This is a genomic window from Halobacillus litoralis (assembly GCF_009856415.1).
Taxonomy (GTDB): Bacteria; Bacillota; Bacilli; order Bacillales; family Halobacillaceae; genus Halobacillus; species Halobacillus litoralis_C.
The window spans coordinates 148,169-167,434 of sequence record NZ_WMEZ01000003.1 but is presented as its reverse complement, the minus strand read 5'-3'; the positions used below and the strand labels follow the sequence as shown (position 1 = coordinate 167,434).

The window sequence follows — 19,266 nt, the reverse complement described above, 5'->3', positions numbered from 1 at the left end:
TTCTGTCCTTCCGTGCAAGAATGCATTAGCTGATGAGGGTCTGTGACCAACACGAATGGATGTTATGAGCTTTATTAAAATCGGGAAGTTTTCTTTCCCGAAATCGAATCCTCATCGGCCATGTCTAAAAGCGTTTAGTCGTACGGTGTTGAACCACAGGGATGAAGCTATTGCCGCTCCATTCCTGTGGTCTTACAACTTTAAAATGGTTCATAGGTTAGAAAATACCATACTATTTTGATTTATTTGGTGTATAACTCTTTTAAAGCGACTTGTAAATTTGTAAAGAACTTGACTTTAAGAGCTGGAAGGTTGGAAGAAACCCACAACTTAGATAATTCGGGCTTCATCCCAGTAATCGTCGTACGGATGCCCATTAAGGATAGGGATTGAATGAGCTTGGATAGTTTTTCAAAGAAAACAAGGTCTACCGTACTGATGGTTGAACAATCGATGATCACTTGGGTGGCTTTCATATAGACCACATTATGCAAGCCTTGATCCAGGATGTATTCGAATTCGACTTGATCCATGATTGGCTGCAAAGGGAGAAGAACGATGCCATTGGATAGGGGAATGACATTCACCGACATGTCTTCCATCCATTTCCGCATTCGCTGTTCTTTTTCATAGAAATTGGTCACATCATTATATTCAACCATCGCTCCATAAACTTCTCCGTTATTTTCTAATATACGGGTGCGAATCGATAAGTATAAATTATATTTTCCCCATTGATAGGGAATGGCCTCAAACGTGAATTCTTCGGATGTCCGCAGGGTTCGCTCCACATGACGGACTTCTTCCGGAGCGTTTGGAAACAAATCATACACACTTTCTCCTATGACATTTTCTCCGTTCACTTGCAAAAGGCATGCGCCTTGTCTATTCATTTGAGTGATCCGGTAGTCTAAATCAATCACCATCACACCTAAGGACAGTTGATCAAACACTTCATTTTCTGGCGTCATCTTGCTCCCCCTTAGAACTTGATTGATGCAGCGATCTGTACTTTATTATTAAGTTCGATTTCCTACGACCAAAACCCTTTTCATATATTTATATAATGTTTGAATACTTGAATGTTTATTTTTTTGCTTCGCATCGTCCATCATTCATTATTTGAATATAAAAGTCAAAACATCTGTTCGCTGATTTCTGATCAAGCCATAAGTTTAATAAAAAGGGAGATAGAATCCTAGCTTGAATTGATGTCTGGGGAATTTTTTACACGCTGAATAAAGTATTCTAGGAAGCTGGGAAAAGGAGATTTCTGACTAGAAGTTTTGAAATTTGCTTCGCAGCATGGGATAAGTTGCGGAGGTGTATCTTCATTCTCTTATGAACGGCATAAGCGTTCATTCCTTATGAATAAGATAAGAGGGAAGAGGAGGGCATGTGGATGAGGAAGAAGATTCTTTTATTTTGTGATCCTGGTATCGATGATTCTTTAGCTATTATGTATGCGATGCTGGACCCTGCACTTGACCTCGTAGGCATCGTTACGGGGTATGGAAATATAACAAGGGAGCAGGCAACAGCCAATGCCGCTTATCTTGTCCAGTTAGCAGGAAGAGGGGACATTCCCATCATACCTGGGGCCTCGAGTCCAGTGCAGCAGGAAGATGTAATCTTTTATCCTGAAATTCATGGGAAAGAAGGCATCGGTCCCATCCGTCCTCCTGCGGATATGGAATATCATATTTACCCTTTTGATACCATTCGTACGATCATTGAAAGGTATAAAAATGAGCTCATCATCGTAAGTACTGGGCGGTCGACAACCCTTGCGAACGTATTCATTTTATTTCCTGACCAAATGGAATTCGTCCAGTCTTTTTATGTGATGGGAGGGGCGTTTTTCGTTCCGGGTAATGTGACCGCTCTTGCGGAAGCAAATTTCTTTGGTGATCCGACATCTTCCAACTATGTCCTTACGTTTGCGCAAAATCTGACTATCACTCCGCTGAACGTTACTCGGCATGCTGTCATTACTCCTGGTTTAGTGGATGAAATTGCACAATCAAAAAAGAATGTTTATTCCTTCATGATTGCTCCTATCTTCAAGTACTACTACCGATTCTATAAAGAAAAAACTCCTGGTATTAAGGGAGCCCCCATCCATGACTTATTGACCGTCATGCTTGTGAAAAATCCCGATTTAGTCGATTACATAAATTATGATGCCAATGTAGCAGAGGGGATTGAAACAAAGGGGCTTTCTTATATTGACGTTCGCCCTTCAAGACCAAAAGGACAGACTAGAATCGCCATCGATCTCCATTACGAAAAGTTTATCATGCGGTTTAAGGAGGTTATGGTGCCAGAGTATTAGTAATGGCTGTGTATTTTTCTCGCTATAAATGATTAGAACCCGCATCCAGAGAGAGCCTTCCTTGACGCGGGTTCCTTTAAATTGTTTAAGGATTATGAAGGAGGGTTTTGACCTGCCCGAATATCTTCGGGCGGAGTCCCATGCATATAAGGAGGGCCTGGTTTAAGGTCAGGTACCTGCCCCATAGACTTTGGATCTTCGATGTATTCAAAAGAACCTTTTCCGTCCAATGTCGGGCCACTTGCCCATCGTCCTTGTTGGCTTTCCGTGCCTTTAGAAAAATTGTAAAACGAGTAGGAAACTTCTTGCTTTTCGTATTCTGGGTTAAACGAACTTGGTACCACGGCTCCCTGGGTTTGCTCCAGTTCTTCGATGGCAGCCATCCATTGATTCTGGTGCATCGTATCACGAGCAATTAAGAAAGAAAGCATATCTCTTACCCCAGGGTCTGTCGTCATTTCGTAAAGCCTGCATACTTGGAGTCTCCCTTGCGATTCCGCATTAAGGTTCGCTCGGAAGTCAGCAAGCAGGTTGCCGCTTGCAACCGTATATCGGGCCGTCCAAGGGTAACCGACGCTGTCGTTAGGCTGTGCGCCCAATCCATTGACAATGGCGTGTTGGGGGTTCATTCCACCGAGCACAGCCTCAATAGCGGGGTCCGCAGCCGCTTGTTCCTGAGCGTGCGCGGGTGCGCCATCTAGAAGCTGGGCAATCATCGTTGCAATCATTTCCACATGTGCGATTTCCTCTGTCGCAATGTCCAGTATCATATCTTTGTATTTATTTTCAGCCCGGCAGTTCCACCCTTGAAAAAGGTACTGCATCATGACAGACATTTCTCCGTACTGTCCGCCTAGAATTTCCTGCAGCTTTTTTGCATATACAGGATCAGGCTGGGATGGTTTTGCATTATATTGAAGTTCCTTGATGTGATAGAACAAGAAATCACTCCTCGTTTGGATGGTGTAACCTTTTTATTGTTTGGATTAGAGCTATATATATGTAGAAAAAACAAGGGAAAACATATAACATGTTTTCCCTTGGACGTGCGTTTATTTATCTTTATCCTCTTTTTCATAAGGAAAAAGTTCTTCTGAAGCCTCCGTCTGAAGTTGACCAGTGGAACGGACTTCGTGATTTTCTTTCTTTTCCTGATCGAGACTTCGTGCTACCGATTGATGGAAGAAGTATTCGAAAATCGCTAAGGAAACCGCTGAAATCAGTGTGGCTTCAAATACATCGTCACCGACCGTCAGTGCATCTGTCATAAAGTATATGACAGCGAAGCTAAGCACGAAATCCCCGGCTGTGGCCATGGTATTGTTGGATCTCTTTAGAATTGTCACGTCTCCCAAATAACCAAGGGCACTTACAACAAGGGATATGAGAAAGACGTTTCCGAAAGAGACGTCAAACCCAAGACCTAAAATGATAAACAATAAGCCTAAAGTGAAGACAAACTTCAGGGCCAGTAATTTTAAGTGTGTCATTTATGGCACCTCCTCAAGATATAAGGTTAGCCAATGAAGGGAAATTATTCGCTATATGACTATGGTGACTTCTCCTTCATATGGTAAAGTCTTGATTCCTTAAGAGTGTCAAGGTTTTAAAATGACTTTAATGCAATCGTCTTCTCGGTTGTTGAATTTTTTATAGCCCTCTGCCGCTTTTTCTAAAGGCAGTTCATGTGTCAGTATGCTTTTGGGGTCGATTTCATTTCGCACAATTTGATCGTATAGGGGGTTCATGTAGGCCCTGGCATGGGATTGCCCCATTTTAATTTGGATGTTTCTCGAAAAAAATGCCCCAAGTGGAAATGCATTGTAATTTCCTCCATAGACCCCTGTAAGCTGTACGGTCCCACATTTCTTTACGGCTTTCGATGCGATTTGAATAGGTCCAAGCGTTCCTCCCTGGAGTTTAAGTTTTTGCTCCATAAATTCCAGTGGAGATTTCTTTCCATCCATGCCCACACAATCGATCACAACATCGGCTCCGCCTTTGGTCGTTTCTTTAAGTACTTCGCCCATGTCTTTATACTTCGTAAAGTTAAAAACTTCTGTCCGGTTTGTGACCTTGGAATGGTTGAGCCGATAGGAAAGGTGGTCGACGGCGATGACTCGTTCGGCTCCTTTCTGCCAAGCGAATTTTTGTGCCATTAAACCAACAGGGCCACAACCAAGGATAATCACAGTATCTCCCGGTTTGACACTTGCATTTTCCACGCTCCAATAGGCAGTCGGAAGTACATCAGAAAGGAACAACAACGATGCATCATCCAGTTCGCAGTCCTCAGGAACCTTAAACGGAGTGAAGTTCCCAAAAGGTACGCGCAGGTATTCTGCTTGTCCACCCGGATAATTTCCGAATTTCTCCGAGTAACCCAACAATCCACCAGAATCATAATGAGGATTGGACTGATCGCATTGACTGACATGGTTGCTTTCACAATACGGGCAGCGGCCGCAGGCAACGGTGAATGGAATAACCACGCGGTCTCCTTTTTTAACTTTGGTGACTTCAGAGCCAACTTCTTCAACGATGCCCATCGGTTCATGGCCGATGATATAGCCAATCGGCAGAGGAAAGTTACCCTGGTATAAATGCAAATCAGAACCGCAGATGGCTGTGGATGTAATCCGGACAATGATATCCTCTTTATCTTGGATCCTGGGAGCTTCTACTTCTTTGACGGCCACCGAGTATTTTCCCTGGTAAGTAACAGCTTTCATCCATAACCCCACTTCCTAATAAATTCGTTCACACCTGTGAATGGGAGGTTACTTATGAGTATGTAACCAAGGGGTGTGTTCACTTATTTCCCATTCACTTTCTGATCATGTTTTACTGCAAGAGTAATCACGATGATACTTAGTATGGTGGACAAAATTGTACTTCCTAAAAGGGTGAAATAGATCTTGTCTACTTTTTCATTCAAACCTATCCCTCTTTTCCTTACAAATATAAGTTTTACCACAAGGGAGACCCTTGTGGTAAATGATGAATCACCTTACGTTAATCAGCTTTTTTTATGCAAAGGAGGGTGAACCAACCAGCCTTTTTCTTTGTTCAATCGAAGTGCTTTTGCCCCTGCTTGGGCCTTATTCATATGGAATTTTCCAAACAACATAGCAATATCTTCTCTCGTGCACTGACCGATTGCCTGGCTGCATGCGACTAGACCTTGAGCAATATTTAGGGAGATTGCTGCACTAATTTCTGGGTCATTCATCCGTGCGCCTACTGGAATGTCTTCAAGGTCTGCCACGGATCTTTCTGGTGGAGAAGGAGGAAGGACGACGCCATTTATTTTCAAGATTTCTTCAATCTCTTGGCTCTCTTGTTTAATCCCCTGAACGAGTTCTTCCAGAAGGCGCTTCAATTCTTTATCACCTGCATGGTTGTACATGGTCTGGTAGCTCGCAGAATCCCCTTTTGCCACTGACAAGTAGCTCCAGAGGCTGAAAACTTCACCGTAATGAAGAGGTTCTTGCTGTTGGTTTCCGCTTAATATTCCCATTTGTTCCACTCCTTTGTTTTTTGGTACAAAGGTAGTATTTATTCTTTACCGGAATTGATTCATCCTATGGCACGGAATGTAGGCAGCAAGTGGCTGGAACTTTCCAACTATGTAGTCGCCCTCCCTTTTTTAGGTTACAAGTTAAAAAAACAGCACTATTTGTCCATAGTGCTGTCTGCTGTATCCTAAAGAATCATTCCGTGGCCGTGCCCATGTATTGTCACGAAATGAATATTTTATTTATTGAATGAAAGGTTATTTGTGTTTGTATCTTTACTTTTTTCATTTTTCTCTACTTTTCCCTTGCTCTCAAACTCCCCAGCGTATAACATCTCTTGTGCAATTAATCAATTGTCCTTTAAATCCGCTCAAATTAGAATGGGATCCTGAGTTGTGATCATTTTAGTGCAGCTTTTTATTGATTTAAAACTCTTGATAAGTGGCAGGATTCTGATCATTCACTCTGCCGTCCTGACGAGTCAATTGGTTGATTCTATTCATGTCCTCTTCGGTCAGATTAAAGTCAAAAATCGATAAATTCTCTCTTTGACGAACAGGGGAAGAAGATTTTGGAATAGCGACGGAACCGAGCTGGTAATGCCAGCGCAGGATGACCTGGGAAGGCGTTTTGTCATAATGGTCGGCTATGGATTGGATCACCTCATTGTCGAGGATGTTCTGGACACGGGCCAATGGACTCCAGGATTGGGTCTGGATCTGCTTTTCCTGGTGGTAAGCTCTTTGTTCTTCCTGGTTGAAAAACGGATGGAGCTCCACTTGATTCATGCTCGGTTTGACGCCTGTTTCATGTTCAAGGCGGTCTAAATGTTCGGGTAGAAAATTACATACCCCGATGGAGCGGATCAGACCCCATTTCTGGGCATCAATCAATGCTTGCCATGCTTCTACATATAAATCTTCTTTTGGATTCGGCCAATGGATGAAGTAAAGGTCATAATAGTCCAGCTGCGCGCGGAACAGGGACTCCTGGATGGCCGTGACGGCTTTGTCGTATTCGTGGTATCTGCCAGGAAGTTTGGATGTAATTCTTAATTCATTTCTTGGGATGCTGCTACGGCGGATCCCTTCTCCGACCGTGGCTTCATTTTCGTAATTATAGGCCGTGTCAATTAATCGATAGCCTGTTTCAACCGCACTTTGAATGGCGGAAGCACCGCGGTTTCCATTCAGGCGATACGTCCCGAATCCTAAGGCAGGAATCGTGAGACCATCGTTCAGTTGGATTTCAGGGATTGATTGACTCATCGTGCATGCACTCCTTTTCGTTTTTCTGCTTTTCTTATTAAAGATGAAACCTCTATTCTTTTACCTTGAATGAGAATCGATAAACAAGTGTAAGCGCGCACAGTGGAAAATTGTTGAAAGAAAGTGTTGGGAGAAAAGGGTGGGAGTTTTCAATCCTCAATAAAGCGGTTTGTGAAGCGCTTACATATCTGTGTTAGGATAAGAGTGCATAATGGGAAAAGTCACCAGTTGAACCGTAATCAATAAGGAGGATGAAGGATGTCCAATTTTGGAAATCACGTTCAATTCGAGGTCTATCAAACGATGAAGCAGCCCGATCCTGACCGGCTTCCCGTATCCTATGAAGAATGGGAAGCAAAGGCTAGAGGAGTCCTGGATGATGGTCCATTTTATTACGTCGCAGGAGGAGCGGGCGGGGAAGAAACGATGAAAGATAACCTTCACAGCTTTTCCCGGTACAAAATCGTCCCGCGGATGCTTAATAATGTAGAGGATCGTGATTTAAGCATAGAACTGTTCGGGAAAAGCTATGATTCCCCCCTTCTGCAGGCGCCAATTGGTGTGCAGTCGATTATTCATGAGGGTGGAGAACTGGCTTCGGCGAAAGCATCTGCCGCTTTGAATATTCCATACATCGCAAGCTCTGCCTCTACGAAAACGATGGAGGAGATTGCCGAAGTGATGGGAGAAGCTCCTAAATGGTTTCAACTTTATTGGAACAAAGATCCAGAGGTGACCGCGAGTTTTGTCCGGCGGGCAGAAGCGGCTGGATATGATGCGATCGTCGTCACATTGGACACACCGATGATGGCTTGGCGGGAGAAGGATTTAAAGAATGTGTACTTGCCATTTTTGATCGGCGAAGGCGTCGGGAACTATTTTACAGATCCCGTGTTCCGTTCTCGACTGGAATCCCCTCCAGAAGAGAACCCTACAGAGGCTGTGATGCATTGGACGAAAACCTTCGGCAATCCTGGGCTGACATGGGAACATCTGCTTTCCTAAGAGAGCATACCGATTTACCGATCTTGCTGAAGGGCATTCTTCATCCGGATGATGCGAAGAAGGCGCTGGTGTACGGTGTGGATGGAATCATTGTTTCCAATCATGGTGGACGGCAGGTCGATGGAGCTGTGAGTGCTTTGGACGCTCTGTCACCGATATTGGAGACAGTAGGAAAAGAACTCCCTGTGCTGATGGATGGTGGCATCCGTCGGGGAGCTGACGTGATCAAGGCCTTATCTCTAGGAGCGAAAGCTGTACTTGTCGGAAGGCCCTGCATGTACGGGCTGGCTGTTGCTGGAGAACAAGGGGTGCATGAGGTGTTAAGGAATTTACTGGCGGACACGGATATCACCATGGCTTTGAGCGGTTGTTCGTCAGTTGCTGAATTGAATCGATCGATCCTGCTTGATGATAAACATAAAAGGTGATGGATATGGGGATTATGCAATGTACCAGCGCAGAACACTTTCTAACAAGGTTCTGCGCTTTTTTGGTCTTTCCTAAGTGAGTAGGGAACGAGTTACTTCAATCCAATTTCTCTACAGACCCCTAAACCATGATCAGAGGTTATGATATAATAAAAGTTGAAATATTCAGAAATGAATAAGTGTTTCGTTGCCACAGTGGGTTTTTTTCGAGAATTGTACAGAATATTCAATTATGAATAATTGGGGGATATCATGTCAGAATGGTCCGAATATAAAACACTTCTGCATTCACTTCAAGAAGACATCCTTGTGACCAATACAGATGGAATGATTGTTAAAGTGAGTGAAGCGACAGGTAAAGTCTATGACGTCCATGCCGATGAGTTGCTGGGGAGATCGGTTTATGATTTAGAAAAAGAGGGGTTATTTACGCCTTTGGCTACACCAATGGTGATGGAATCACAGGAACGGGTGACGTTCGTCCAAACCGTTGCCGACGGAAAAAAGCTGCTTGTGACCGGATTACCCGTTTTTGACGATGAAGGAGAACTCGTTCGAGTCGTCAGTTATTCGCATGATGTGACAGAACTTATGGAGATCAAAGCTGGTATGGAAGAAATGACGATCGAAATGGTGCGTGTCCGTGACGAGTTGAACCGCCTGAAACAAGAGAAGGAAGAAACGTTTATTGGCAAGAGTGAAGAGATGCGCAAAGTTCTTGCGACAGCTAATCAAGTGGCTGGAGTGGATGCAAATGTCCTTCTTCTTGGTGAATCCGGGGTCGGTAAGACCGAGCTCGCAAGAAGAATCCATGAAAAGAGTGGCCGAGCGTGCGGGCCTTTTATTGAAGTCAACTGCGGAGCCATTCCTGATGCCTTGTTTGAAGCTGAACTTTTCGGATACGAAGGTGGATCTTTCACAGGAGCGACTAAAGGCGGGAAGAAGGGGTTCGCGGAACTGGCTCATAACGGAACGATGTTTTTAGATGAAATCGGTGAGCTTTCCTTACAGAATCAAGTGAAGGTTCTGAAGCTGATCCAGAAAAAATCTTTTTATCCTGTCGGGGGCCGTAAGGAAATTCAATCCGATTTCCGATTGATCAGTGCAACGAATAAGGAACTGGATCAAGCGGTCGATCATAAGGAGTTTCGGGAGGATCTTTATTTTCGGTTAAATGTCGTACCCATCACGATTCCCCCTTTAAGAGAAAGGAAGGATGACATCACTCCTCTGATTTATACCTTTTTAGATCATTTCGCAGCCCGTTATAAACGGAAGCGAGTGTTGAGCAGAGAAGTGATGCACGATTTGAATACATACGAGTGGCGGGGAAATGTAAGAGAGCTCATCAATTTATTGGAACGCTTAGTGGTCACTTCTCCGAATCCAGTGATCTATCCGGCCGATTTACCGGAAGGATATCGTAAGAAGGTGGATGCTTATTCAAATATGAATAATTTTGATGAATCATTGGCGGAAACCCTGGATCGAGTGGAAAAAGAAAGGCTTGAAAGAGCAAAAGAAAAATTCAGAACAACTACGAAGATGGCGGAAGCTTTAGGGATCAGCCAACCAACAGTAGTCAGAAAACTTAAAAAACACAGAATAAAATGAAAGTTTGGCATGGTTCTTGCAATATAAAGGGTGAGGGATAAAAATCCTTTGCCTTTTTTATTACTTTTATAAGGAGTGGAAGACATGGAAGTGAAACAGACGGACGACTTTGACAAGGACTATACAGAATCAAAATCGGACAGCTATCGAACCAGAAGGAATTATCTATGGTTCATCATTCCTTCTTTATTGGGAGTGTTTTTATTCTTATTCCCGATCCCATACGGAGGGAAGATTACGATCGGTGTCGGCGTACTTGCAGAAACGGTTCAGGCCTATTTAGAGCCTATTCTTCCGGGGTTGATGACTGGCATCCTGGTCGTGTCCGCCCTTGTCCCGATTTTCGCAAAAGCTTTTAAGCCTTCTGTGATCATGAACCGTCCATTTATGAAACAGCTCTTTTATATTCATCCTTTCTGGTTGGCGACGAGAATCCTTGGGGCTGTATTTGCTCTTATGACACTTTTTACAATCGGACCGGCTGTCATCACATCTGAGGTGACAGGGGGTACGATGCTCTATGCCCTTGTCCCTGTTCTAGCTGCCTGGTTCCTATTTGCCGGAGTCTTGATGCCGTTACTCATGCAGTTCGGATTGATGGATTTTATCGGTACGATGCTCCGTCGAGTTATGAGACCGGTGTTCAAGCTGCCCGGCCGTTCTTCCATCGATGCGCTTGCTTCCTGGATGGGCGCGGGGACGGTCGGTGTCCTCATTACCACTCAGCAATATGAAGAGGGTTACTACACGAAACGGGAAGCTTCCATCATTGCTACAAACTTTTCCATTAATTCAATCGCGTTCAGTTTGGTAGTCATCAGTTTTATTGGATTGGAAGAATACTTTGTTCCTTTCTATCTGACTGTCGTTGTCGCAGGTTTGGTAGCGGCGTTTATCTGCCCCCGCATCCCACCTTTATCCAGGAAAGCGGATACGTATTATGAAGGGACAGGCATGAAAATTTCTGAAGATACACCTGAGGGAGTTTCCGATTTTCAATGGGGAGTGGAAAAAGCGCTCCACAAAGCCTCACAAGTGAAGAGTCTGAAGGAAGTTGGGAAACAAGGCGTACAAACGGTTCTTGATATTTATTTCGCTTTGATCCCATTAGTCATGGCCCTTGGAACGGTGGCCTTGATTATTGCGGAATTCACACCCTTTTTCACCTATTTGTCTATGCCAATCGTTCCGATCCTCCAATGGATGGGGATTCCGGAAGCTGCACAAGCGGCTCCTGCCATGCTCGTCGGGTTTGCTGACATGTTCCTGCCGGCTGTCATCGGCTCAGGTATTGAAAGTGAATTGACACGTTTCGTGATCGCCGCTGTATCCCTGACTCAGTTGATTTACATGTCGGAAATCGGTGTGCTGCTCGTCAAATCGAAAATCCCGATTTCCGTTTTGGAGTTGGCCGTGATTTTCCTGCAAAGGACCGTGATTACCCTGCCGATCATTGTGGTGATTGCTCATTTCATCTTTTAAAAATCTTGTATGACCCAAATAAATAAAAGGGGATGGAAAAATGAAACCAACCTTCGATGAATTGTACACGCGTTTACCAGATTTGCTTGCACCCAGCATGGCGAAAGATCATCCTAATTTACCGGTCGTAAAAGAAGAAGGTTGCTATTACTATGGATTCGGTGGGGAAAGGTATTTGGATTTCACCTCAGGCATCGCCGTAGCCAACACCGGCCACCGTCATCCGAAGGTCGTGGAGGCGATTAAAGAAGGCGTGGACCAGCTCATGCATGGGCCTTCCGGGGTCATCATGTATGATTCGATCCTCAGGGTCGCGGATCGACTGCAGGGAATCTTACCTGGAAACCTGGATTGTTTCTTTTTTGCAAACAGTGGGACCGAAGCGATTGAAGGGGCGCTGAAGCTGGCGAAATATGTGACGAAACGCCCGTATGTCGTTTCCTTCACCGGCTGTTTTCATGGTCGTTCGTTAGGCGCACTGGGAGTCAGTACTTCAAAAAGCAAGTATCGCAAATTTCTACAGCCGAACGGTCTGACGTACCAAATTCCTTATGCTGATCCGAAGAACTCTCCGGATGGAGAAGATCCTGCGGTCTATTGTGTGAATCAGCTTGAAAAGGACGTAGAAATGCTGTTCGACCATCAAGTCACACCAGAAGAGGTGGCGTGCATGATCGTTGAACCAGTTCTTGGCGAAGGGGGATACATCATTCCTCCGAAAGAGTGGCTTCAAAAAGTGCGTGACATTTGTAATCAGCATGGCATTCTTTTGATTTTCGATGAGGTACAGACCGGATTCGGCCGGACAGGAGAATGGTTTGCTGCTCAAACGTTCGGGGTGACCCCGGACATCATGGCGATCGCGAAAGGCATTGCTTCAGGGATGCCGCTCAGTGCCACCGTGGCTTCCAAAGAATTGATGAGCCAGTGGCCGATGGGAACCCATGGAACGACATTCGGAGGAAATCCACTCGCCTGCTCAGCAGCCCTTGCCACGCTTGACGTCATCGAAGAAGAGAACCTGCTTCAAAACGCGAGAACACTTGGAGCTTATGCCGTGGACCGGTTGAAGGCGTTGAGAGAAGAACACCGGGTCATCGGCGATATCCGTGGTGTCGGACTTATGATTGGAATTGAAATTGTCGATCCCGTGACTGGAGATGCTGATGGGGCAGGGATGATGCGTGTCCTTGATTTATCTCTTGAAAAAGGAGTGTTGTTTTACCTTTGTGGTAAGCACCAGGAAGTCATCCGGATGATTCCTCCTTTGGTCGTTTCTCGTGAGGAGATTGATCAGGGGCTGGCCGTCTTTGAAGAAGCTGTGATGGAGTACGAAAAGAGTCTAGCGGTACGAGGTTAAGTGGCGAATCGCGCCAAAGAGGCAGCAAACCAGGCTAAAGAGCCTCTCCCAGTATCCAAAAATGAATAGCGCAGATCTCTGAGTTATCGGAGGTCTGCGTTTTTTTTTTAAAAGATATCTGAGTGGTTATGTGTACACGATTCGATAATAAAGTATTTATAAATGATATATTTTTATTGATAAACGATAAATGAGGATGTATGATAAAAAAAGATATTAGGAGATGAGGTGCTTTTTATGAAACGTGGTTCGACACTCTTTTTGAAGCTGGCGGTCATTTTGATTGGTCTGCCGGTACTTGCGCTGTGTATATTTTTTGTTCCTGGGTTTGCGGATTATGCAGGCGTGTTGCTGTCTGATTTCCCAATCATTGAACCGGTGGTGTTCATTTATATGTATTTGACAGCTATTCCTTTCTACTTTGCGCTGTATCAAGCGTTTAAGCTTCTAAATTATATTGACAGCAATGAGGCGTTCTCAGACTTGTCGGTCAAAGCGCTGAGGGTCATCAAATTTTGTGCCATCACCATCAGCGTTCTTTACGTTGTGCTCATGCCGGTGATCTATACGGTTGCTGAACTCGATGACGCTCCTGGTCTGATTGTCATCGCGATGGTCATCATCTTCGCGTCCGCCGTCATTGCCGTCTTTGCTGCTGTCCTGCAAAGACTCCTGCAGGAAGCGATTACGATTAAATCTGAAAATGATCTTACGGTCTGAGGTGATCAACATGGCGATTATTATCAACATTGATGTGATGCTTGCGAAAAGAAAGATGAGCGTGACCGAGCTTTCGGAGAAGGTTGGAATTACGATGGCGAACCTCTCTATATTGAAAAATGGCAAGGCGAAGGCCGTCCGTTTTTCTACTTTGGAGGCGATTTGTAAGGCACTCGACTGTCAGCCGGGGGACATTTTGGAATATCAGGAAGACGAAGATTAGGAGGGGTCGGATGCGGGCGGTAAAACAACTCTTACACTTTGGCTGGCAACAGGCGTTGTCGTGTTTGTTTCCGGTCGTTATTTTCGCTTCATTGGCGGTTACCAAATGGATGCCGATGCCTTTCTTGCCGAGGTATGACTGGCTGCTGATCATCTGCCTGTTGATGCAGTGGTGGATGGTGCGTGCCGGTCTGGAAACACGGGATGAACTGAAGGTGATTTCCCTGTTTCACCTCATCGGGCTTGGGCTCGAACTATTCAAGGTTCATATGGGTTCCTGGTCTTATCCGGGAGAAGGATTTTCAAAAGTTTTCGGGGTCCCGTTGTATAGCGGGTTCATGTATGCGAGTGTGGCGAGCTATCTTTGCCAGGCGTGGAGAAGACTTAAGGTGGAGTTGGTGCGGTGGCCCTCTTCCTGGCTGGTTGTCCCTCTGGCCGCAGCGATTTATTTAAACTTTTTCACCCACCACTATTGGCTCGACATCCGCTGGTGGTTATCCGCGCTTGTGGTCCTTGTTTTTTGGAAGGCATGGGTTCGCTATGAGGTGAACGGCACCTATTATCGGATGCCGCTCGCGCTTTCGTTTGTGCTGATCGGCTTTTTTATATGGATTGCAGAAAATATCGCGACTTATTTCAGTGCATGGGAATACCCGAACCAGGCGGATGCATGGAGTCTGGTTCATCTAGGAAAAGTGAGTTCCTGGCTGTTGTTAGTGATCGTAAGTTTTCTTATTGTGGCGACATTGAAGCGGGTGAAGAAAGGCCCTTCTGAGAGACGCAGCTTCAAGGGTAAGGAGAGAAGTCCAAACGTGGAAGAACGTTTTGAAAAGCGGAAATTATATTTGTAACGGTTTGATGTGGTATGGTCATTTTTCGTCCGGGATATAGAATGGGAACGACAGCATGGAAGGGAGCGGACATGTTTTGGGGATCTCTGTGATCTTGCTGGTTTTCTTTGTAGTCGCTGGTGTCATGATGGTTGTTTTTCCTTATCGTTTCATAAAAAAATACGGGAGAGGCCCTATGCCGCATAAGTGGTCTTTGATGATCGGGGGTGTCCTTCTTGTCCACTGGGTTTTATGGTTATCGGGCTTTTACGCTTTCCTTCCTGAAAGTGTAGCTGATGTCATTTTTTTACCGGTATGGATCGTGATCTGTGCTTTCGGGGCTGTTCTTGCGGGAGTGGAGTTTAAGAATAATACCGCTTTTGCTGTGCCCCTGGCTGGTTTTACTATTGTCAGCTTTGTTTTTGCTTTCTTTTTGGAAGGGCTGTCAAAGATGTAGTCACTGAATGTGTGAAAAGAATGAAAAGTAAAAATGAGGAAGATTTATGTATCTTAGGTTTCATCCATTCTTAAGGCAAACAGGTCCATCGATTCGTTTATTGTAAATCATGCGTAAATTCAGAATTCGCCCCCTCCATTTATGGTACGTTGAGAATTGTGAGAAAAAATGAATGGGGGATGGAAACATGGAGAGATGGAAGCCGGGATTAATAGCTGTACTTATTTTTGTATTAGGATGGACGAGCATTCCTGTAGGTCAGGCGACTGAGGCCGCGGGAGCCAATGATGTGGTCATAAGTGAAGTAGCCTGGATGGGAACGAATGTGAGTTATAACGACGAATGGATTGAACTTTACAATCCGACTGGTGCAGATATTTCACTGGAAGGCTGGAACCTGAACGCAACGGACGGATCGCCTGTAATCTCATTATCAGGTACGATTCCTGCCGGAGGTTATTATTTACTGGAACGTACGGACGATTCAACGGTTACGTCTGTAGATGCCGACTTGATTTACACAGGTTCCATGAGTAACTCCGGTGAGGCGCTTGAGCTGAGTGATGGGACACAAGTCATTGATGTTGTTGACGCCTGGTATGCTGGTGACAACAACAGTAAAGCTACCATGGAACGAGTGGACCCAAAATCAGCGGGGACGGACGCTTCGAACTGGCGGACAGCGACGGATACATATTCAGAAGGACTCGGAACACCTTCTGCTAACGCTTCAACCGCTTCTGAAGGATGTTCTACGACAAACGAACAGATGAATAACGTGACCGAGTCAGCGGGAAGCATCAATGTGTACTTCAACAAATGCGCCTATGATGACTACGCCACTTCTGGAAACGAAGCCAACTATAACGTGAACTTAGAAGATCGTTTAATCCATCGCATTAATCAGGCGACAACATCAATCGATCTTGCCACCTATGAAATCAACCTGCCCGGCATCATTGATGCACTGATGGCCAAAGCTGCTGAAGGGGTCGAAGTAAGAGTCATCGCAGATGCGAAAGATGGCAGTGATCCTCACTATGCCGAACGCTATCAAACGATGCGTTTGTATGTGGAAAAATTGGTGCGTGGACAGGACAATGTCATTGGGACAAGCGATGATACGACGGTGTTTTCTGATTCCATCATGTTCGCTGTCGAAGATCAGACACTTCGGGAACAGTACGGACTTCCAACTACAACGGACGGGATGGAGGAAGTGACCGTAGAGGTAGGAAGTGGAACAGAAACCGGTTATAAGCTTGCCGATGCAGAACAAAAAGAAGCGGGCAGTTATTACTCGCCAGGACAGCAGATGCATAACAAATTTGCGGTCATCGATGGAACATGGGTGTTCACAGGAAGCTGGAACTTCACGGTTACAGGTCTGTATGGTTCAGAGGAAAACATGCAGAATGATGTCCTTGGAGGGAACACGCAACACGTCGTGGAATTGAATTCAACGGCGCTGGCCGATGTATTCAAAACTGAATTTGATGAAATGTGGGGAAGTGCTGATCTGAATCCTGACCCTGCGGTATCCAATTATCATGGACGCAAAGTGGACAACACGCTTCATACCGTGGATGTTGGTGGAAAAGAAGTGGATGTGTACTTTTCTGCAGGTGATGATGCTGTTGGACAAATGACTTCCTATGTGAAAAATGAAGCGGATTACAGCAGTTATTTTTCTATCTTTGCCTGGAGTGACCAGGCCCTTGTTGATGAATTGAAGTACAAGTGGGAAGGCTCGTACAACGATTTGGAAGGAAGTTTGACGGGCTTTGATGTGCGCGGGGTATTTGATCAAAGCTTCTGGAACCAATGGTGGTCCGCTTCCATTGAAATGACCGGCCGTACCGCAAGCCAGTCTTCAACGAACAACCCTAATGTACGATGGAATCATGCCGCTCCTGTTTATGAAGATGCGGAAGATCGTAAAATGCACGCGAAGACGATGTTGATTGATGCCACCCATCCGTCCAGTGATCCGACCGCGATTGTCGGCTCAACGAATTGGAGCACGAACGGAAATGATATCAATGATGAAAACATGTTGTTCATCCATGATGAAAGAGTAACGAATCAATTCTTACAAGAGTTTTATGCCCGGTATGAGGCAGCAGGAGGAGAGGTACCGACTCCTTAAATTGAAAAAGGTTCCGTAGCTTTAATGAGCTACGGAACCTTTTTTCATATGTAATGATTACTCAGGTACTTTGACTCAGCGAGGCAGTCCAAAGAGGATCCATTCCTAAATCATGACATCAACCCAGCTTTTTTTCATACAATATGTTGGGGTGAGTAAAATGGCGAGAGTGAAATATACCGATTCAGATGTTGCGCTGATGGCTAGGATGATGCGGGCAGAGGCCGTTGGGGAAGGGAAACAGGGCATGTTGTATGTCGGCAATGTGATTGTGAACCGTGCAGCAGCAGATTGCCTGGACTTTACGGATGTGAGGACGATCCGGGATGTCATTTATCAAGTCCAGGGAGGGAATTATTCATTCGAAGCGGTTCAGAAAGGGAATCTTTTTTACAACCGAGCGCGATCTACGGAGAAGAGATTAGCCAAGAAGAATTTGGATTTTTGGCGGATGCACCCGGCGAAATATGCGTTATGGTATTTCAATCCAAGTGCTCCCTGCCCACCGACATGGTTTGGTCAACAGCTGACTGGCCGATATAAAAACCATTGTTATTACGAACCTGTCGCTGGAACATGTGCCAGTGTGTATATTTAATGAAGCTATTTAAATCGTTATAAAAGTAAGATAAAAAGCGCAATCCTGCGGGGTTGCGCTTTTTAAGTGCCTCTTGAGTATTGGGAAAGGGTTTGAAATAATTGGATTCAGGTCCGTCATTCATCATCCTGCAAGAGAGACAGGTGGAGTCTTGATGTCTATGTTGAGTGTTTGAATGGACCAGGGGGAAAGAAAGGATGCGAAAGTTATGGAGAAGGGATCGCGTACATAGGCATTGAATTAATGTCATCCCAGCCACGATTACTGTATCCTCTGATCTGAACATTTTACGGAGGTTCATATGTCTGGGTAAGATGAAATACGAAAAATGAATAAGAAGTTAGATGAAACCGGTGAATCTAACCGGGTGTCTACAACGCAACCGGAATGTTAGGCCTCCTATTATCAGTCCCTATTTTGGTTGACCTGATCATTTCTTTGATCAATTTAGGAGATTTGTAATAAAGAGGGGGAGAAGGCGTGAATATGAAGAAAGCTGTTTTTCTGCTTTTTGGCGTACTTGGCGGTTTGATTTTAAGCAATATGTTCACACAGCGTCATTTTGATGGAAGCCATTTGTTATTGACTCTGATCGGGGGTGTTTTCGGATATGGCATCGTCGTTCTGTTCATATGGAAAAGACAAGGAAATAGGAATTAGCTTCATCTATGTCCTGTAACACATGGTTAATGTCCTCTAAATCATGTTCAATGTCCCCTAACCATGTGTTCACTGTTTGAACCATGTTTTAAGCCGAATATTTCAATGATTCGTATGAAGTCATGCAGCAATATTGTGTGAAGGAGAGAGTTCAATGGAATTTGAGTTCAGGCCTGTAAAGGTGGAAGATGTGAAACAAATCGATTCATGGAATTTTGATGGCTTCGTAGAGAAAGTGGAAATGAAGCCTTATTTTGAGTCACTCGAGCAAACAGGTAAATTACGAGGTCCTGGCGGTTGTGAAGGATATGCAGCTTTACACGACGATGACGTTGTTGGACTGTTTGAATTCAATGTAAATGGCAGAATCATGGAGATCGGACTAGCATTGAGACCTGATTGGATTGGAAAAGGTTTAGGCGCAGCATATGTGGAGCGGGGCATCGCTTTTGGTGTTCGTCACTATGAACAGGACGTTGATGAAATACGTTTAGAGGTGGATGAACAAAATAAAGCAGCCATTCGTGTCTATGAAAAAATCGGTTTTGAGAGAATGGAGCAGAAAGACCATGATATGGAGATGCGAATGTCGCGATCATCATTTCCATCATGAAAAGGGC

The 19,266-nt window shown here is 44.8% G+C and carries 19 protein-coding genes and 1 pseudogene; 13 read left to right on the top strand and 7 right to left on the bottom strand.

Annotated elements, in window-relative coordinates:
• Nucleotides 1-242 precede the first annotated feature (242 nt).
• Nucleotides 243-971 (bottom strand): PAS domain-containing protein, encoded by a 729-nt coding sequence (locus GLV98_RS10475; RefSeq protein WP_160914853.1) that lies wholly within the window; start codon nt 969-971, stop codon nt 243-245.
• A 425-nt stretch (nt 972-1,396) separates the two neighbouring features.
• On the opposite strand from GLV98_RS10475, the gene GLV98_RS10470 reads away from it, so the two are divergent.
• Nucleotides 1,397-2,335, top strand: coding sequence for a nucleoside hydrolase (locus GLV98_RS10470; RefSeq protein ID WP_160914851.1), 939 nt, complete (start codon nt 1,397-1,399; stop codon nt 2,333-2,335).
• Nucleotides 2,336-2,427: 92 nt separating this feature from the next.
• On the opposite strand, the gene GLV98_RS10465 is transcribed toward GLV98_RS10470, so the two are convergent.
• The 6 genes from GLV98_RS10465 to GLV98_RS10445 form a co-directional block, all read right to left on the bottom strand.
• The gene (locus tag GLV98_RS10465) at nt 2,428-3,276 is read right to left on the bottom strand and encodes a manganese catalase family protein (protein ID WP_160914848.1); all 849 of its coding nucleotides are present in this window, start codon (nt 3,274-3,276) and stop codon (nt 2,428-2,430) included.
• A 111-nt stretch (nt 3,277-3,387) separates the two neighbouring features.
• A complete protein-coding gene (locus GLV98_RS10460) occupies nt 3,388-3,825 on the bottom strand; it encodes a YndM family protein (protein WP_160914846.1) in 438 nt (145 codons plus the stop codon).
• Between the two features lie 108 nt (nt 3,826-3,933).
• Nucleotides 3,934-5,067 (bottom strand): zinc-dependent alcohol dehydrogenase, encoded by a 1,134-nt coding sequence (locus GLV98_RS10455; RefSeq protein ID WP_160914844.1) that lies wholly within the window; start codon nt 5,065-5,067, stop codon nt 3,934-3,936.
• 83 nt (nt 5,068-5,150) lie between these two features.
• Nucleotides 5,151-5,273: a hypothetical protein gene (locus tag GLV98_RS20255; protein WP_272917292.1), complete on the bottom strand. Its 123-nt coding sequence runs from the start codon at nt 5,271-5,273 to the stop codon at nt 5,151-5,153.
• An 81-nt stretch (nt 5,274-5,354) separates the two neighbouring features.
• Nucleotides 5,355-5,855 carry a DUF3231 family protein gene (locus tag GLV98_RS10450; RefSeq protein ID WP_160914842.1) on the bottom strand — a complete coding sequence of 167 codons (501 nt, stop codon included), beginning with the start codon at nt 5,853-5,855 and terminating at the stop codon, nt 5,355-5,357.
• A 423-nt stretch (nt 5,856-6,278) separates the two neighbouring features.
• Nucleotides 6,279-7,121, bottom strand: coding sequence for an aldo/keto reductase (locus tag GLV98_RS10445; protein ID WP_160914840.1), 843 nt, complete (start codon nt 7,119-7,121; stop codon nt 6,279-6,281).
• Between the two features lie 258 nt (nt 7,122-7,379).
• Between GLV98_RS10445 and GLV98_RS10440 the strand changes: the two are divergent.
• From GLV98_RS10440 to GLV98_RS10385, 12 genes and pseudogenes are all read left to right on the top strand, one after another.
• Nucleotides 7,380-8,554 (top strand): annotated as a pseudogene (locus GLV98_RS10440) (lactate 2-monooxygenase).
• Nucleotides 8,555-8,806: 252 nt separating this feature from the next.
• Complete coding sequence (locus GLV98_RS10435; protein ID WP_160914838.1) at nt 8,807-10,168, top strand: sigma-54 interaction domain-containing protein; 1,362 nt, start codon at nt 8,807-8,809, stop codon at nt 10,166-10,168.
• A gap of 84 nt (nt 10,169-10,252) precedes the next feature.
• The gene (locus tag GLV98_RS10430; RefSeq protein ID WP_160914836.1) at nt 10,253-11,650 is read left to right on the top strand and encodes a YjiH family protein; all 1,398 of its coding nucleotides are present in this window, start codon (nt 10,253-10,255) and stop codon (nt 11,648-11,650) included.
• 40 nt (nt 11,651-11,690) lie between these two features.
• Complete coding sequence (locus GLV98_RS10425) at nt 11,691-13,010, top strand: aspartate aminotransferase family protein (RefSeq protein WP_160914835.1); 1,320 nt, start codon at nt 11,691-11,693, stop codon at nt 13,008-13,010.
• Between the two features lie 237 nt (nt 13,011-13,247).
• The gene (locus GLV98_RS10420; RefSeq protein WP_160914833.1) at nt 13,248-13,730 is read left to right on the top strand and encodes a DUF2975 domain-containing protein; all 483 of its coding nucleotides are present in this window, start codon (nt 13,248-13,250) and stop codon (nt 13,728-13,730) included.
• Between the two features lie 10 nt (nt 13,731-13,740).
• The gene (locus GLV98_RS10415) at nt 13,741-13,953 is read left to right on the top strand and encodes a helix-turn-helix domain-containing protein (protein ID WP_089650949.1); all 213 of its coding nucleotides are present in this window, start codon (nt 13,741-13,743) and stop codon (nt 13,951-13,953) included.
• 10 nt (nt 13,954-13,963) lie between these two features.
• Complete coding sequence (locus GLV98_RS10410; RefSeq protein WP_160914830.1) at nt 13,964-14,803, top strand: DUF817 domain-containing protein; 840 nt, start codon at nt 13,964-13,966, stop codon at nt 14,801-14,803.
• A gap of 175 nt (nt 14,804-14,978) precedes the next feature.
• Nucleotides 14,979-15,239, top strand: coding sequence for a hypothetical protein (locus GLV98_RS10405; protein WP_160914828.1), 261 nt, complete (start codon nt 14,979-14,981; stop codon nt 15,237-15,239).
• Between the two features lie 187 nt (nt 15,240-15,426).
• Complete coding sequence (locus tag GLV98_RS10400; protein ID WP_160914826.1) at nt 15,427-17,388, top strand: phospholipase D-like domain-containing protein; 1,962 nt, start codon at nt 15,427-15,429, stop codon at nt 17,386-17,388.
• A gap of 160 nt (nt 17,389-17,548) precedes the next feature.
• Entirely contained in the window at nt 17,549-17,986 is a 438-nt protein-coding gene (locus tag GLV98_RS10395; protein WP_160914824.1) for a cell wall hydrolase, read from the top strand.
• Nucleotides 17,987-18,466: 480 nt separating this feature from the next.
• Nucleotides 18,467-18,646: a hypothetical protein gene (locus tag GLV98_RS10390; RefSeq protein ID WP_160914822.1), complete on the top strand. Its 180-nt coding sequence runs from the start codon at nt 18,467-18,469 to the stop codon at nt 18,644-18,646.
• Nucleotides 18,647-18,800: 154 nt separating this feature from the next.
• Entirely contained in the window at nt 18,801-19,259 is a 459-nt protein-coding gene (locus tag GLV98_RS10385) for a GNAT family N-acetyltransferase (RefSeq protein ID WP_160914820.1), read from the top strand.
• The last annotated feature ends 7 nt before the right edge of the window (nt 19,260-19,266 follow it).